The sequence below is a fragment of the Streptosporangiales bacterium genome (assembly GCA_009379955.1).
Classification (GTDB): Bacteria; Actinomycetota; Actinomycetes; order Streptosporangiales; family WHST01; genus WHST01.
Genome location: WHST01000143.1, coordinates 1 through 15,712, shown reverse-complemented (window position 1 = coordinate 15,712; position 15,712 = coordinate 1). Strand labels below are relative to the sequence as shown.

Annotated in this window: 18 protein-coding genes and 2 pseudogenes; 16 read left to right on the top strand and 4 right to left on the bottom strand. The window is 66.2% G+C overall.

What is annotated here, in order from left to right; translation table 11 throughout:
- The 3 genes and pseudogenes from GEV10_28430 (at position 1) to GEV10_28420 (ending at position 2,816) form a co-directional block, all read left to right on the top strand.
- A pseudogene (locus GEV10_28430) lies at positions 1–960 on the top strand (IS630 family transposase).
- Positions 891–1,355, top strand: a complete 465-nt coding sequence (locus GEV10_28425) for a hypothetical protein (protein MQA82343.1) — start codon at positions 891–893, stop codon at positions 1,353–1,355. Before GEV10_28430 ends, GEV10_28425 begins: the two are co-directional and overlap by 70 nt.
- 69 nt (positions 1,356–1,424) lie before the next feature.
- The gene (locus GEV10_28420) at positions 1,425–2,816 is read left to right on the top strand and encodes a hypothetical protein (protein MQA82342.1); all 1,392 of its coding nucleotides are present in this window, start codon (positions 1,425–1,427) and stop codon (positions 2,814–2,816) included.
- A gap of 75 nt (positions 2,817–2,891) precedes the next feature.
- On the opposite strand, the gene GEV10_28415 is transcribed toward GEV10_28420, so the two are convergent.
- Both GEV10_28415 and GEV10_28410 read right to left on the bottom strand, forming a co-directional pair.
- Positions 2,892–3,083 carry a hypothetical protein gene (locus GEV10_28415; protein ID MQA82341.1) on the bottom strand — a complete coding sequence of 64 codons (192 nt, stop codon included), beginning with the start codon at positions 3,081–3,083 and terminating at the stop codon, positions 2,892–2,894.
- A gap of 40 nt (positions 3,084–3,123) precedes the next feature.
- Positions 3,124–4,338, bottom strand: coding sequence for an aminotransferase class III-fold pyridoxal phosphate-dependent enzyme (locus tag GEV10_28410; protein ID MQA82340.1), 1,215 nt, complete (start codon positions 4,336–4,338; stop codon positions 3,124–3,126).
- 123 nt (positions 4,339–4,461) lie between these two features.
- On the opposite strand from GEV10_28410, the gene GEV10_28405 reads away from it, so the two are divergent.
- The 9 genes from GEV10_28405 to GEV10_28365 all read left to right on the top strand — a co-directional run bounded on the left by GEV10_28405 (position 4,462) and on the right by GEV10_28365 (position 13,503).
- On the top strand, positions 4,462–5,127 hold the full coding sequence (locus GEV10_28405) for a GntR family transcriptional regulator (protein MQA82339.1): 666 nt from the start codon (positions 4,462–4,464) through the stop codon (positions 5,125–5,127).
- 195 nt (positions 5,128–5,322) lie between these two features.
- The gene (gene torT / locus GEV10_28400; GenBank protein ID MQA82338.1) at positions 5,323–6,468 is read left to right on the top strand and encodes a TMAO reductase system periplasmic protein TorT; all 1,146 of its coding nucleotides are present in this window, start codon (positions 5,323–5,325) and stop codon (positions 6,466–6,468) included.
- Entirely contained in the window at positions 6,431–8,002 is a 1,572-nt protein-coding gene (locus tag GEV10_28395; GenBank protein ID MQA82337.1) for an ATP-binding cassette domain-containing protein, read from the top strand. Before torT ends, GEV10_28395 begins: the two co-directional genes overlap by 38 nt.
- 1 nt (position 8,003) lies before the next feature.
- Positions 8,004–9,056, top strand: a complete 1,053-nt coding sequence (locus GEV10_28390; protein ID MQA82336.1) for an ABC transporter permease — start codon at positions 8,004–8,006, stop codon at positions 9,054–9,056.
- Between the two features lie 12 nt (positions 9,057–9,068).
- Positions 9,069–10,073, top strand: a complete 1,005-nt coding sequence (locus GEV10_28385) for a carboxyltransferase domain-containing protein (GenBank protein MQA82335.1) — start codon at positions 9,069–9,071, stop codon at positions 10,071–10,073.
- A 10-nt stretch (positions 10,074–10,083) separates the two neighbouring features.
- Positions 10,084–11,052, top strand: coding sequence for a 5-oxoprolinase/urea amidolyase family protein (locus GEV10_28380; protein MQA82334.1), 969 nt, complete (start codon positions 10,084–10,086; stop codon positions 11,050–11,052).
- Positions 11,049–11,813: a 5-oxoprolinase subunit PxpA gene (gene pxpA / locus GEV10_28375; GenBank protein MQA82333.1), complete on the top strand. Its 765-nt coding sequence runs from the start codon at positions 11,049–11,051 to the stop codon at positions 11,811–11,813. Before GEV10_28380 ends, pxpA begins: the two co-directional genes overlap by 4 nt.
- 389 nt (positions 11,814–12,202) lie before the next feature.
- Positions 12,203–12,679 carry a winged helix DNA-binding protein gene (locus GEV10_28370; GenBank protein MQA82332.1) on the top strand — a complete coding sequence of 159 codons (477 nt, stop codon included), beginning with the start codon at positions 12,203–12,205 and terminating at the stop codon, positions 12,677–12,679.
- A 2-nt stretch (positions 12,680–12,681) separates the two neighbouring features.
- Positions 12,682–13,503 (top strand): class I SAM-dependent methyltransferase, encoded by an 822-nt coding sequence (locus GEV10_28365; protein MQA82331.1) that lies wholly within the window; start codon positions 12,682–12,684, stop codon positions 13,501–13,503.
- Here GEV10_28365 and GEV10_28360 read toward each other — a convergent pair.
- Positions 13,496–13,741, bottom strand: a complete 246-nt coding sequence (locus tag GEV10_28360) for a DUF2867 domain-containing protein (GenBank protein MQA82330.1) — start codon at positions 13,739–13,741, stop codon at positions 13,496–13,498. The two genes, GEV10_28365 and GEV10_28360, sit on opposite strands and share 8 nt — an antisense overlap.
- Before the next feature lie 123 nt (positions 13,742–13,864).
- Here GEV10_28360 and GEV10_28355 point away from each other — a divergent pair, with 123 nt between their 5' ends.
- From GEV10_28355 to GEV10_28345, 3 genes are read left to right on the top strand one after another with little or no spacing between them, the layout of a single operon-like run.
- Positions 13,865–14,191, top strand: a complete 327-nt coding sequence (locus GEV10_28355; protein ID MQA82329.1) for a PadR family transcriptional regulator — start codon at positions 13,865–13,867, stop codon at positions 14,189–14,191.
- Entirely contained in the window at positions 14,188–14,544 is a 357-nt protein-coding gene (locus GEV10_28350; protein ID MQA82328.1) for a DUF1048 domain-containing protein, read from the top strand. The genes GEV10_28355 and GEV10_28350 overlap by 4 nt, the downstream gene beginning before the upstream one ends.
- Before the next feature lies 1 nt (position 14,545).
- A complete protein-coding gene (locus GEV10_28345) occupies positions 14,546–14,872 on the top strand; it encodes a DUF1048 domain-containing protein (GenBank protein MQA82327.1) in 327 nt (108 codons plus the stop codon).
- A gap of 201 nt (positions 14,873–15,073) precedes the next feature.
- Here GEV10_28345 and GEV10_28340 read toward each other — a convergent pair.
- Positions 15,074–15,539 (bottom strand): annotated as a pseudogene (locus GEV10_28340) (NUDIX domain-containing protein).
- A gap of 86 nt (positions 15,540–15,625) precedes the next feature.
- Here GEV10_28340 and GEV10_28335 point away from each other — a divergent pair.
- Positions 15,626–15,712: hypothetical protein (locus tag GEV10_28335; protein MQA82326.1), on the top strand; the 87-nt coding region annotated here is incomplete at its 3' end.

Below are 15,712 nucleotides of genomic sequence, written 5' to 3'. Positions count from 1 at the left end.
TGCGAACGACCAGATCTGCGAGCTGGTGGGGTGCGGTCGGCAGAAGGTGATGCAGTGGCGTGGACGGTATCGGGACAAGGGACTGGCCGGGCTGGCTGACGTGCCTCGTCCGGGTCGTCCGCGCACGATTGATCATGCCCGGATCGTGACCGAGACGTTGAAGCCTCCGCCGAAGAGGCTTGGTGTCACGCACTGGTCGACCCGGCTGCTGGCCTGTCGGCTCAAGGTGAGCGCGTACACGGTCGCCCAAGCGTGGCGGGCTTACCGGATCAAGCCGTGGAGGGCGGAGTCGTTTCGGTTCTCCACCGACCCCGAGCTGGTCGGAAAGGTGACCGACATCTGCGGGCTGTATTTGGCGCCGCCGGAGAACGCGATCGTGTTGTGTGTCGATGAGAAGTCCCAGATTCAGGCACTGGACCGCACCCAACCGGTGCTGCCGATGCAGCCGGGGCTGATCGAGCGCCGCTCCGCTGATTACGTCCGCCACGGCACACCACCTTGTTCGCCGCCCTGGAGATCGCCACCGGGCAGGTCACCGCTGGGCTCAAGCCCCGGCACCGCAACGACGAGTTCGTCGCCTTCCTCAAGCAGATCGACCGGGCCTACACCGGCGCGGTCGACAGCGATGGCGACCCGCTCGAGCTGCACCTGGTGATGGACAACTACGCCGCGCACAAGCACGCCAAGGTGGAAGCATGGCTGGCCGCCCACCCCCGGTTCAAGGTCCACTTCACCCCGACCCATGCCTCATGGATGAACCTGGTCGAGGTGTGGTTCGGGCTGGTCGAACGCCAAGCGATCCGCCGCGGCACCTTCAAGTCCGTCCGAGACCTCAACACCAAGATCCGCGACTTCATCGATGGCTGGAACAACCGAGCCCACCCATTCGTATGGACCAAGACCGCCAACGAAGTCCTCAAGAAAGCCAACCAGAAGAAGACTTCAAATGCGGACCACTAGCTCAGTATTTTCCACTCTACGTGGCGATACTTGGTGCCATCTTGGCGCTTGCCATCTTCGTCGTAGACACGAGGACCATCTTTCTTACTGTCAGGCATCACTCCAGGGTCGATAAGGCACCCTCGGCGACCACGTCTGACGGTGAACCTGCCCACCCCGATACTCGACGTGTGCTGTACTACGCTGGTTGGATAGTCTTCTTCGCAATTCTCCTGCTAGCGCTTGGCATGGAGATTGCGTCCTGGATATACATCTTCCTCTTCTTGACGTTTGAGGCACGCGCGGGACTCAAATTGCGCTTGGCTGCTCCCACCCTGGTCCTGCTCGGAGTAGTCGTTCTGGAACGTACGATCACGACGGTGGAGTGGCCATCTTCGCTCATCTTCCCCTGGTAGTCACTCGGCAAGGCGTGCCTTATCCAAATAGCAAAGACCTCTCATCAAGACGGTCTAGGAGACGATGTCATGTTCGACCCAGACGACGCATCCTTAACGACGTTCGTAGGCAGGTACATCGCGGAGGCGCTCGACCGAGACGTACCTGCGGAGGTAATTGACCGCACCAAGATTCACGTCCTCGACGGTCTAATCGCCATAGTCAGCGGTTCATCCCTACGTCCCGGACAGTTCGCTCGGCGATTCGTCGAGAAGAGAGCGACACGCGGTGAGTCGACAGTTGCCGGTACTGGATTGCGCACCAGCCCCGAGATGGCTGCACTTGCGAACGGAATGTTTGCCCACGCGGACGAGACCGACGACACCAACGATCTGTCTCGGATGCATCCCGGTGCCTCGATCATTCCCGGGACGCTTGCTGTGGCCGAGGACCGTGATCGCAGTGGCGCCCACTTCCTGAAGGCTGTCGTGGCTGGTTACGACGTGGGCTGCGCGTTTCCTCTCGCGGTTTGGGAGCCAGGCAGGACCTTGCGTCAGTCCGTTCAGTCGACTCACGGCATCGGACAGCTCTTCGGCGCCATGGCGGGTGCAGCCGCACTGGCTGAGCTATCTATCGAACAGATGTGCCACGTGCTGTCGTACACAGCTCAACAGGCGTCGGGTTTCAGTGCTCTTTTCCGTGATACCGAGCACACCGAGAAGGCGTTCGTCCTCGGTGGTAAGCAGGCGCACAACGCGGTCACGGCGGTGGAGATGGTCTCGATGGGCTTCACCGGTGTGCCGGATATCCTTCACCGGTCGCCAAGCCTCTTCGACGCGTGGGGAACTCGTGGCGATCCCGAAGATCTTAGATCCCGCCTGAACAACCACTTCGAGGTGCTCAACTGCGACATCAAGCGCTATCCGGTAGGAATGCCGATTCAGGCAGCGGCGCAGGCCCTGGAGGAGATGCTAGCCGAGCACAAGACCGAGACAAGGGACGTTGTCAAGGTCGTTTGTCGCCTTCCTTCTGAGAAGGCTCACATCGTGGATGCCAGGCCGATGCCCGACATCAACGTCCAGTACATTCTCACGATCATGCTCGAAGACGGCAGGATCGGGTTCAACGCGGCGCACGACTACGCTCGGTTGAACGACCCGGACGTTCAACGTCGAATGGAGCTCGTCCAATTGATCCACGATCCTGCGCTCGACTCGAAGTCTGCGTCAGACACGACACGGCGCGCTGAGATCGAGCTCACGCTGCCTGACGGGCGTCTCCTCGAGCACCGGGTCGATCCCCCGTTCGGTACTCGTCTGAACCCGATTGACTGGCCAGGCATGGCGCTGAAGGCACACGATGTGTTGGGAGAACTCCTCCCGGCGGAGCAGATCGACGCGCTGATCAGCTCCGTTCAGCGCCTCGAGGATCTCCCCAGCATCCGAGACCTGCGGCCCCTGATACTGACGAACGAAGCGTAACCCGTTTCGTTAGGTGGCCAGACGCCCGCGACCTCTGGGACGGCGACGGAGACGGGTGGAAGCCGCGGTGAGCCGTCAGACGATGTCCTCGCCGCCTGTCGGCGCGAGCTCCCTGAACCGCCGCCCGAACGGGTAGATGAAGAGGATCATCAACGCGCCCCACAACCCGTAGTGGACGGGGCCGGACACGCCGTACCCCCTGCCCGCCGATTCCGACGTACGAATCGGACTCGGCTCCCACGGCGCCGACTCGAACCACCAAGTCAATGCGAGCTTCGATTGCTTCCACCTCTACCGGCGTGCCTGATCATGCCGCCGCGACCGTCCCGAGGTTTCCTTCGATGGCCGAGACGATCTGCCGGATCTCGTCCTCCGTGCAGACGAACGGGGGGCAGATCTGCAGGGTGTTCCCCGTGATTGCGCGCAACAGCACGCCGTCGTCGAGGCAGGCTCGCGCGAGCTGCTCTGCGTCGATCTCAGGACGCAGCTGTACGCCGGCGAGCAGGCCGGCTCCCGACCTGACCTCGTCGACCAGGTCGTGCTCGGCGAGCGAAGCGCACGCGTCGACGAGGATGGGCTCGAGCCGCGCGGCGCGTCGCACGAGGTCGTTCTCGTGGAGCACCCGGAGGTTGGCCCGACCGACGGTGCACGCGGTGGCGTGGCCGCTGTACGTCAGGCCGTGCCTGAAGATCGGCGCGTCGGCGCCGACATAGAACGGCTCCCACACCCTGCGGCCGATGAGCGCACCGCCCAGCTGGGCATAGCCGGACGTCACACCCTTGGCGAAGAGCACCATGTCGGGCTCGAGCCCGAACCGTTCGCATGCGAACATCACGCCGGTACGGCCGAACCCGGTGATGACCTCGTCGACGACGAACAGTGCGTCGAGCTCGCGGCACAGGTCCTGTAGCCCGGTGAGGTAGCCGTCGGCCGGTGGCACCACGCCGCCGGTGCCGATGACGGGCTCGGCGATCACCGCGGCCAGGTGCTCACCGCCGAGCGTCTCGAGCTCCTTGCGCACGAGTGCGAGATCGTTGGTGGCAACCCGTACGGTCTCCGGCACGAGCGAGAGCGCACCGTAACCGTCGCGGTTGGATTCGAGGCCGGTGATGCTGGTGCCGAACCCGTGCAGCCCGTGGTACCCGAGATGCCTGGACGCGATGGTGGTCTTGGTCGGCTTCCCCTCGACCTGCCAGTATCGACGGGCGAGCTTGCACGCCAGGTCGACGCTGTCAGAGCCACCGCTGGTGAAGAACACCCGGGCATCCGCCATGGGCGCCAATGCGGCGAGCTCGTCGGCGAGGTCGAGCGCCGGTGTGTTCGCGATGCGTCCGAACGTGTGGTAGGTCTCCAGCGTACGCATCTGCTCGGCAGCCGCCTCCGCGATGTCGGCGCGGCCGTGCCCGACGTTCGCGTGCCATAGCCCCGCGCCGGCATCGAGCAGCCGCTGCCCCGCGGCGGTGGTCAGCCAGGCCCCCTCACCGGCGACGATCTCGAGCCGATCACCGACCACAGACGGCATGTGCGCCTGCGGGTGCCAAAGAGCCGAGCCGGACCTGTCCTTCACCGCTGCCTCCCGATATTGCGAACGCAAGATTGTGGAGCAATCTATCGCTTTGGTGGGTGGTTCGGATACCCTGCGCGGGTGTCGGCATCGGATCTGGACCTCGTCGAAGGCACCGCGGCCGGGGTCGCACGGACGGTCAGCGACCTGATCTTCGACGGCAGCCTGAGGGCCGGGCGTCCGGTCAGGGAGAGCGCGACGGCCGCGCAACTCGGCGTCTCGCGCAACACCGTCAGAGAGGCGTTGCGCATACTCGAACGCAGCGGCCTCGTCCGCTTCGAACGCAACCGCGGGGCACTCGTCAGTGCGCCGACGGTGGAGCGCACCAGAGACCTCTACCGGGCGAGGCTGAGCGTCGAGGTCGGCGCCGTGCACGCGGCCGACATGGAAGGTGCGGGACCGGTCATCCAGCAGGCATTCGACCGGATCCACGACACCCAACACCGTGGCCTGCCCAGGGAAACGCTGGAGGCCGACCTGGCCTTCCACGCCGCCGTCGTGGGTCTCGCCGAGAGCTCGCGCCTCGACCTGTTGTTCCAGGACATCGCCACCGAGCTGCGCCTCTACCTGTCACTGCTGTCCTCGTCCGTCGACGAGTACTCCGACGACGACAGGGTGCTCACCGAGCACGCGGGCATCACGCGCGCCTTCCGAGCCGCCGACCGCGACGCCGCGATCGCGCTGCTCGCCGACCATGTGAAAACCAACGCCGACCGCATCGTCGCGATCGTCCGTAACCGCTCCTGACCGCCGGGCCACGGCGATCTTGCACTCTTGCGCAGGTCTCGGCAGACCGGCTAATGTCTGGGCTCCGCGGATTGCGGAGCAATTCTAGGTGAATCAGGGCGACTCGGTACGCGTCACGACGCCGTGCGCACGGGGGGTCACCCCGATCGGGTGATATCGGGCCGGCTTCGGGCTGCTCGACTCTTGGAGGTCGACATGCGTACACGTGCCAGCACCGGCATCCGACTGCTCGCTGCCGTCGTCGCGTTGACGACGCTCTGCGCGTGCGGGGCCCTTGGCTCAGGTGACAAGAGTACGACGCCGGCGGAGAGCACGTCCGCCGCTGACACCGTGAACTGGTCGGCGCCCGCGCTCCACACGCAGCTCGACGGCACCACGGAGAAGGCCACCTATAAGCCGATCGCACCGGCCGAGGTGTCCAAGCCGTGGCGCATCTGCGTGCTGTTCCCGCACCTGAAGGACTCCTACTGGTCGGCCACCAACTACGGCACGCTCATCGAGGCCAAGCGCGACAAGGTCTCGTACCAGATGTTCGAGGCCGGCGGCTACGACAACCTGAGCAAACAGGTCAGTCAGATGAACGACTGCATCAGCCAGAAGTACGACGCGATCATCCTCGGCGCGATCAGCGCGAAGGGTCTGTGCGCGCAGATCGCGTCGGCGCTGTCGAAGGACATCCCCGTGGTCGACTTCATCAACGGGGTGGACTGCCCGGACTCGGAGAAGAACCCGAAGCTCTCCCACGCCGTCGTGAGCTTCCACGACCTCGCCGTGACGACCGCGAACTACATGAAGACGCACACCAAGGGCAAGAAGGCAGTCGTCGGCTTCTTCCCCGGCCCAGAGGGTGCCGGCTGGTCCGACGCCGCGGTCACCGGCTTCACCAAGACGGTGCAGGGCTCCGATGTCAGCATCGCCGTCACACGGCGCGGTGACACGGGCAAGGACGTGCAGTTGAACCTCATCGACGACGCGCTGAAGGCGTACCCGGACATCACCGACCTGGTCGGCGTCGACATCGCCGCGGAAGCCGCCGTCGTCGCGGTACGCAACGCGAACAAGCAGGGCAAGGTCCGCGTGTACGCGTTCGACATCATCCCGCCGGTCTTCGAGGACATCAAGGCCGGAGACGCGGTCGGTTCACCCACCGACTTCACCACCATCCAGGGTCGGATGGCGGTCGACCAGGCCGTACGCATGCTCGAGGGCGAGAAGCTCGCCGCACCGAAGAGCGGGCCGATCCCGAAGATGATCACGAAGGCGAACGCCGACTCGGTTCCCTACCAGGAGATGTTCGCGCCGCGTGCCTTCAAGGCGACCTACTCCTGGAACCCGAGCTGAGGTGGCCGAGCTGACGGTGGCTGAGCCGATCGTCGCGCTCGAGCACGTCACCAAGCGGTTCGTCGGGGTCACCGCGTTGGCCGACGTCTCGATCGAGGTGCACACGGGCGAGGTCCACGTCCTGCTCGGCGAGAACGGTGCCGGCAAGTCGACGCTGGTGAACACGCTGATCGGCACACTGCAGCCGGACGAGGGCACCGTACGCCTGCGGGGCGACGAGGTCAGACGCCTCCACGCCGCACAGGCCCGACGCGCCGGCATCAACGCGGTGCTGCAGGACTTCAGCCTGGCGCCGACGATGACGGTCGCGGAGAACCTGTTCCTCGGCCGGGAGATCCGCAGAGGCGGTGTGCTGCGCCGCGGCGAGATGCGCAGGACCGCCGTGGAGCGCCTCGCGATGATCGACGCGGACATCGACCCGACCGCGGAGGTCGGCACGTTGCCGCGCGCAGAACAGCAGCTCGTCGAGATCGTCAAGGCCATGGTCGGCACTCCCGGCGTCCTGCTGCTCGACGAGCCGACCGCCGCGATCAGTGACTCGGAGGCCGAACGGCTCTTCGCCATCGTCGACCGGGTGAAGGCCGAAGGATGGGCGGTCCTCTACATCACGCACCGGATGGAGGAGGTCAGGCGCCTCGGCGACCGGGTGACCGTGCTCCGCGACGGCAGGCACATCTCGACGTACGACCTCGACGCAGTGGAGGACGCGCAGCTCATCAAGGACATGGTCGGTCGCGACCTGGCGATGGTCTTCCCCGCGAAATGCCAGGCTCCCGGCGACACGCTGCTCGGCCTCGAGCACGTGAGCGGCGCGGACGGCAAGGTCGTCGACGTCAGCCTGCACGTGCGCGCGGGCGAGGTGGTCGGCGTCGCCGGCCTCGTCGGCTGCGGGAAGAGCGAGCTGGCGAAACTCGTGATCGGGCTCGCGCCGACCACGGCGGGGACGTACGAGGTGTGCGGCAAGCGCATCAGCAAGCCGGACCCGCGCACCATGCTCGACGCCGGCATCGGATACATGCCGGAAGACCGCAAGCGTGACGCGCTCGCGTTGGGACGCAATGTCGAGGAGAACGTCACCCTGGAGGTCATGGGCAGCAGGGCGTTCAGCCCGCTCGGTGTCACCAGGAGCGCCAGGCTGCGCGCCCTCGCGAACCGTCTCGTCGAGCAGGTGGACGTCAGGCCGCGCACTGTCACGAGTGAGGTCACGGCCCTGTCGGGCGGCAACCAACAGAAGGTCGTCTTGGCCCGCGCCCTGTCCCGCGACCGTAAGGTCTTCGTGGTCGCTGAGCCGACGTCCGGTGTCGACGTGGGCGCCAGACAGGAGATACACGCGCATCTCAGGAGCCTGTGCGACGACGGCGCGGGTGTCCTGCTGGTGTCGTCTGACCTGGAGGAGGTGGTCGGCGTATCCGATCGCGTCTACGTCATGCACAGCAGCCGCGTACAGGTCGAGCTCGTCGGCGACCAGGTCACCGACGAGGCCGTGGTGTCCGGTGCCTTCGGGTCGCCGGTGCAGCCCGGAAAGGAAGACTGACATGGCGATCAGCGACTCCGCACAGGTCGAGCCGCCGACGCCGCTTGGAGGCGGTCGCCGGTCCGTGTTACGACTCTTCGCACGGCTCGGTCCGTTGCCCGCGTTGCTCGTCGTGCTCGTCATCGTGTTCACCGCCGCCAACCCGTCCTTCCTCGGCGGCGACAACCTGCTCTCGGTCTCGACGCAGTCCGTCTTCCTGCTGCTCATCGCACTCGGCCAGATGCTGGTGCTGATCTCCGGTGGCATGGACCTGTCGGTGGGCGCGAACGTCGCATTGACCAGCATCGTCTCCGCGACGGTGATGTCCGCGGTGTACGGCGACACGCCCGCGTTCACCCCCGACGCGATCAACGCCGGCCTCTGGACCGCCCTCGTCGTCGGCCTGGTCATCGGTCTCGCGAACGGCCTCGGTGTCGCCGTACTCAACGTCAACCCGTTCATCGTCACGCTGGCCACGTCGTCGGTCTTCGCGGGCATCACGCTGCTCATCAGCGGTGGCCAGGAGGTCGGCGGGCTGCCGCGCACCTTCGTCTACGAGGTCGGTTCCGGCTCGCTCGCCGGTGTCCCTGTCGGCGTGCTGCTCACCGTGCCCGTGGTCGTGGTGCTCTTCCTCGCGCTCGGCTGGACCCGTTACGGCAGGCACCTGTACGCGATCGGCAGCAATGCCACCGCGGCCAGGGTCGCCGGCATCAAGGTCCGCGTGACCCTGCTGGTGACGTACGTGGCCTGCGCGATGCTCACGTCGTACGCGGGCTGGCTGCTGACCGCACGGGTGTCGTCGGGTCAGCCGCTGCTCGGCGCCCAGTTCGCGCTGCAGTCGATCACGGCCGCGATCATCGGCGGGGCGTCGTTGCGCGGTGGACGGGGCAGCGTCGGCGGCACCATACTCGGCGTCGTCTTCATCATGTTGCTCACCAACGGAATGAACCTGATGCGCCTCGGCTCGAACCAGCAGAGCATCGCCATCGGCCTGGCACTCGTCTTCGCCGTCGTCGCCGACCGGCTGCGCACCCGTGCACGGACCCAGGTGGCCGCTGGCAAGGCCACCTCGTGAGGAGGGCGACTGATGCAACAGTCCGCGGTAACGGTCAAGGGGTGGGCGGACATCCCGCCTGCCGTACTCGGCAGACGGGAGCATGACGACGGGAAGCCCAGCATCACCTACCGGTCCGCTGGCGACCGCTACCTGCTGGTGGAGTACGGCCCGATGGAGTTCGACCTCACGCTCAACTTCTACGTGCACAGCGTCGAGGCCAAGCTCGAGGAGGTAGGTCTCGACGGGCTCGTCGAGACGTCACCAGGGTTCAGGTCGATGCTCGTGTCGTACGACGCGGCGACGGTCAAGCCCACCGACCTGGTGCGTGAGCTGGACGCCGTCCACGACGACCTGCCGGGTGTCGATGGCCTCGTGCTGCCGAGCCGGCTCTTCCGGCTGCCCGCGTGTTTCGACGACTCACAGTCGCGGCAGGCCGTCGAACGGTACGCGAGGAGCATCAGACCGGACGCGCCGAACTGTGTCAACGACAACAACATCGACTACACGTTGCAGTACAACGGGCTGCGGGACCTGGACGAGCTCGTCGAGCACGTCACTGCCACCGACCTGTGGACCGGTTTCATCGGGTTCTTCCCCGGTCTGCCCTTCATGTTCCCCGTCGACCCGCGACACGTGCTGTTCGCGCCGAAGTACAACCCCACCCGCACGTGGACGGCGGAGGGCGCGATCGGGCTGGGCGGTCCGTGCTACTCGATCTACCCGGTCGAGTCCCCCGGCGGCTACCAGCTGATCGGCCGGACGCTGCCGATCTTCGACCCGCAGCAACGCAATCCGATCTTCGCCGAAGACCCGATCATGGTGAAACCCGGCGACCGCATCCGATTCCACCAGGTCAGCGAGGACGAGCTGCTCGACACGTTCGCCCGCGTGCACACGGGCGAGTACGAATACCAGGTCGAAGACGGCACGCTCGACGTCGCCGCGCACCTCGCCTGGAGTGCCCAGCACCGCGAGGAAGCCGAGGAATGGGCCCGTATCAGGGATTCCGCGGCCGCCGTCACCGAGGTTCCGTGAGGGAGGCACCATGACGATCGAGGTACTGCAGCCAGGAATCCAGACCACCGTCCAGGACTACCCAGGTCGCGTCGGCCTGATGTCTCGCGGCTTCTTCCCCGCGGGTGCCATGGACCACCTCGCGCTCCGGCTGGGCAACGCGCTCGTGGGCAACGAGCCGGGCGACGCGGCACTGGAGGTGGCGCTCGGCAAGGCGAAGCTCAGGTTCGACCGGGCCGCGGTCGTCGCACTGACGGGCGCCACCGTCGAGGCCACCGTGGACGGCGAGCCGGTGCCTTCCTGGCAGGCGGTCGAGGTGCCCGCCGGCGGTGAGCTGCGGCTCGGCATCGCGAAGGGGCCAGGCTTCCGGGTGTACATCGCGGTCGCGGGCGGCATCGACGTACCTGAGGTCTTCGGTGCGCGCGCCACGTACACGATGGGCGCGCTCGGCGGTGTCGAAGGACGTGCCCTGCGCAAGGGCGACGTGCTGCCCGTCGGCGAGCCACGCCGGGCGAGCCGTGGCAGTCTCGACCAGAGTCGGCTGCCCGCGTACGTGAACGAGTGGGACCTCGAGGTCGTGCCGGGACCGCACGCGTCGGAGGAGTTCCTCGCCGAGGAGGACGTAGCGCTGCTGTTCACCAGGCAGTGGACCGTCGACCGCAACTCCAACCGCACCGGCATCAGGCTCGACGCACAGCGGCTGACCTGGGCGCGCTCGAACGGCGGGATCGCCGGCGGCCACCCGTCCAACATCCTCGACAACGGATACCCGGTCGGTGGCATCAACCTGAACGGCGACACCCCCGTCATTCTCGGTCCCGACGGTCCGACGTCCGGGGGGTTCGTCGTCGTCGCGGTCGTCGCGCACGCCAGCATGTGGAAGCTCGGCCAGATGCGCCCCGGCGCCGACAAGATCACGCTGCGCCCGGTCTCGGTGGAGCAGGCGCAGGCGCTGGCGGACGAGCAGAACGCGCTGGTCGAGGAGGTGCGAGCCGCATGAGCAAGACGTTCGACATCAACTGCGACATGGGCGAGGGCTTCGGCGTCTGGTCATTGGCCGACGACGAGGCGCTGATGAAGCTGATCTCGTCGGCGAACATCGCGTGTGGCTTCCACGCGGGCGACCCCGGCATCATGCGCAGGACCGTGGAGCTGTGCCTCGAGCATGACGTGGCGATCGGCTCGCACCCCGGGTTTCCCGACCTGCTCGGCTTCGGACGCAGGAAGCTGGCGCTCCGTCCCGACGAGGCCGCCGACTACATCACGTACCAGACGGGCGCGCTCAAGGGATTCGTCGACGCGCTCGGCGGTCGACTCCACCACGTCAAGGCGCACGGCGCGTTCTTCGCACTGCTTCGCGACGACGACTCGCTGGCCGTAGCGGCCGCAGATGCCGTGGCGCGTTGCGGGGAAGACGTGATGGTCTACTGGCCGGCGCCGGCAGACGGCGTGGCGTTCTGCACCGAGCTCGACCGGCGCGGCGTACGGGTGGTACCCGAGGTCTACACGGACCTCGAGTACACGGCGGAGGGCCGGCTGATCATCGAGCCGCGCAAGCAGTGGACCGATCCGGAGTACTCCGAGTCGCAGGTACGTCGATATCTCGGTGAGGGCACGGTCGGCACCGCGGCCGGCACCGGGGTGTCCATGGCCGGCTGCGGCAGCTTCTGCGTGCACAGCGACGGGCCGAACGCCGTGGAGGTGGCGACGCGGGTACGCGAGACGACCATGTCACTCGGCGTCGACATCGCGGCGCCGTAACGGCGTCGCACCGAATCGTCAGAAGCGTCGCTGTCGCCGAGACCGGGACGGTCGTAGGTGACCGCGACCGTGTCATCCGGAAGGATCTTGAGCACCGGTTCCCGCACCAAGCCAGGGTCGTTCAAGCGGCCGTCTCGGGCACGCCAACACAACCGTCACGAGCCAGATCTACGGGGCACCGATCGACGGGCGTAACGGGGTGTCTCGTTAGCAATCCCGTTAACAACGCCGCGCCGCACCAGTGCTGGAACATTGTCGATCGCCATCGCACGGACCACACCGGTGAACCCGGCCACCACCCACCACTGCGGCTTCTGGCAGATGGTGGACCGACGGCGGTGTACAGTTCGTTCAGTATGTAGTTAACGTACTGTACGAGAGGTGTGCCGATGGCGACGCCGACCGCGGGAGAACGCGAGTTCCTGGACCGGATGGGCCTGTGCTTCGAGAGGTTCGGCGGGCCCCGCACGATGGGCCGGATCTACGCGTGGCTGACGATCTGCGATCCTCCGCACCAGTCGCTCACCGAGATGGCGGCGGCGCTGGAGGCGAGCAAGGCCTCGATCAGCACGGTGGTCAGACAGCTGCAGGAGGCCGGGATGGTCGAACGGTTCCCGGTGGCCGACCGCCAACACCATTACCGGATCACACCGGGCGGTTTCACCCATGTCCTGCGCGTGCAGATGGCGCACGCGCGCAGCGCCCTCGACGCGGTCGAGCTTGGGTTGTCGGTCGTCGACCGCGACCGCGACGAGCAGCGGGAACGACTCGAGGACGTGCGGGACTTCTTCCGGTTCCAGGCAGAGGAGACCGAGGCGCTCATCGAGCGCTGGCAGCAGTTCCGCACACAGAACAGGCAGGGCTGATCATGGCCGAGGACAAGGTCGACTTCACCGACGTCGCCTGGGGATCGGTCGGGTGGACGATGCTGTGCACCCTGTATCTGCGCGCGTACGAGAGCCGCTCCGAGCACTCGATCCTCCGCGACCACGCGGCCGCCGAGGCGGTGGAGCGCATCGAGTACGACTTCGAGCGGATGCGCAAGAGTCTTCGGGCGTCGAGCAACCAATACCTGGTGGCACTGCGAGCGAGGCAGTTCGACACCTGGACCACGGACTTCCTCGCCGGGCACCCCGACGCGGTCGCATTGCACCTCGGCTGCGGTCTGGACAGCCGCGCGTTCCGGCTCGACGTGCCGGCCGGCGTGCACTGGTTCGACGTCGACGTGCCCGAGGTGATGGAGCTGCGGAGGAAGCTCTACGACGAAACCGACGGATATCAGATGCTCGGCGCTTCGGTGACCGACCCGGACTGGCTGCAGCAGGTGCCGTCCGGACGCCCGGTGCTCGTCATCGCCGAAGGGCTGCTGCCGTACCTGACCGGGGCCGAGGTCAGGCAGCTGCTCCAGCGCCTCACCGACCGCTTCGACACCGGGGAACTGCTGTTCGACGGACTGCCCCCGTGGATCGTCAGGTTGACGAAGATCCAGCACTGGGGCACCCGGGACGCCCACGAGATCGAACGATGGAACCCCCGGCTGCGTCTCGTGGACCGGGTGTCTGCCATGCGGCGATACGCCGAGATACCCGACAGACGGCAACGCCGACTGTTCCGTGCGATGAACACGATCCGGCCCCTGCGGAACTTCTCCCGCCTGTTCCGGTTCGACTGGGGGCCGGCGCTCAGGTGACCGCCGACCGCTCCTGCCAGTCGCGCTCGATCGTGCGCACGAGTGCCGGGTACACGAAAAGGTACCGAAACGGCTTGATCGCGGCCATGTAGACGCGACCGAACAGCCCGTTCGGCTTGACCAGGACCGCCAGCTGGCCCCGATACCCGCCGGTGTCGTCAGGGACCTCCGACCAACCCCGCAACCACTTGATCAACAGGACACAGGGCGTATCTGACAACTGTCCGGTCCGGGCGATGACGGCGTTAGGACGACCGCGGCGCGGTAGGTGATCGCGTGCTGGGCATGATCCACTACTCTGTGGTACCGTATAGTGGTATTCGGTATCACAGAGTACCGGGAGGACCGAAGAGGACTCACCATGGACGACCTGACTGAGATGCTGAAGGGCACGCTTGAGGGCTGCGTGCTTGAGATCATCGGCAGCGAGGAGACCTACGGGTACGCCATCACGCGTCGGCTGAACGAACTCGGCTTCGCCGACGTCGTCGAGGGGACGGTTTACACCATCCTGCTGCGACTGGAGAAGAACGGGCTCGTCCAGGTGACGAAACGACCGTCCGGACTGGGCCCGCCGCGCAAGTTCTATGCGCTCAACGACGCGGGGCGCGAAGAACTCGCGACGTTCTGGGCGAAATGGGAGTACATCACATCACGGATCGACAAGCTCAAGGAGGGCGGGAGATGAACTTCTGGGAGACCATTACAGGCAGCGATCTCACCAGGGAATGGACGGCATTCGAAGCGCGGGCCGAGGCATTACCGGCCGACTATCGGGCGGCGTGGGAAGAGCTCAAGGGTCATCTTTCTCCCTACTCGGACTTCACAGGTCGAAACCTGATGCCGATTCTCGACGGTGCTCTGGGGCTGCTCGAAGAGACAGCGGCCGATGGGCAGAGCATTCACGAGGTGCTGGGTGACGACATCGAGGGCTTCTGCGCGGCGCTGGCCGGCGGAGAAGGAGCCCGGAGCTATCGCGACCGGTGGCGCGAACAGTTGAACAGGAACGTCGCAAGGAAATTGGGCCAGCTAGGAGGCTGACGTGGGCATTCAAGACATCATCGAGGGCAAGAGGCAATGGCGATCGCACATGGCGCGGGTCAAGGCACTCCCACCGGACTACCAGATCGTCTATAAGGAACTTCAGAGGTACCTCTTCAAGATCGGACCGGTCGGGTTGGCTGACGGATCCCTGCTCTCGGGGATCGTCGATTTCTTCGAGGAGGGCGTCGCGGCCGGCAAGGGAGTTCTGGAGCTCATCGGCAACGATGTCGCGGCCTTCTGCGACGACCTGGTGAAAGACTCGCGCACCTACGCGGACATCTATCAGGAATCCATCAGCGGGGAATCCGGCACTGCCGAGAAGTAGCGCCCGTTGACCCAAGGCGCTGGCGGGCACCTTGACCGCCGGACGTCTCTGTCGTGCCAGTGGGCGTAACCCGGACGGCCCCTGTCAAGCTGAACAGCCTGTAAGCGTGCCGGATTCTCGCTTAGTCATCTAGGGTGACAAATGAATCGGTGGCGTTCTGAGAGTCTGTGAGCATGTCGCGGTTTCAGTGCTGTCGGATGCTCAGTGGTCGTTGATCGAGGACATGCTGCCGCGGTCGGCCGACCACGAACCCGGCCGGACGCGGTCCGCGGCGACAAGGCGTACTCGTCCCGCGCGATCCATGTGAGAGCGGACTGCTGGGCTCCCGCAGTACTCGAACGCGTCACGGACTCGGACCGCGAGTGCGGGCACCATGAGGCCGTCCAGGTCACCCGGGGAGGCCCACCGAAACGCGGTGACCTCCGCGTTGGTGGTCAGCTCACCGCCGACCGGGGCGCAGGTGAACACCAACGCGACGACCCCGAGGGCGTTGGTTCTTGTACACGCCGGTGAGCGTCCGCACCGTCACAGTGAGGCCGGTCTCCTCCCACACCTCGCGTGTCAGGCCAGCCTGGATCGACTCGCCGAGCTCGAGGACACCGCCCGGCGGCTGCCAGTGGCCGTTGTCGGCCCGGCGGATGAGAAGCGCACGGCCAGAGGTGACCACAACCGCGGTGGACGTCGGGGCCGAGAGAGTTCCAGCCGAAGCTCGACGCGCCTGGTCTCACCGAGCAGGTCGGCGGTCAGGCGGCGGTGAACCGCGACGTGAGTGACCAGGTGGGTGAGGACCTCACCCGTGCCGAGGCGATCTCGCTGCCGGTCGTGTTCGTGCTGCTGGTG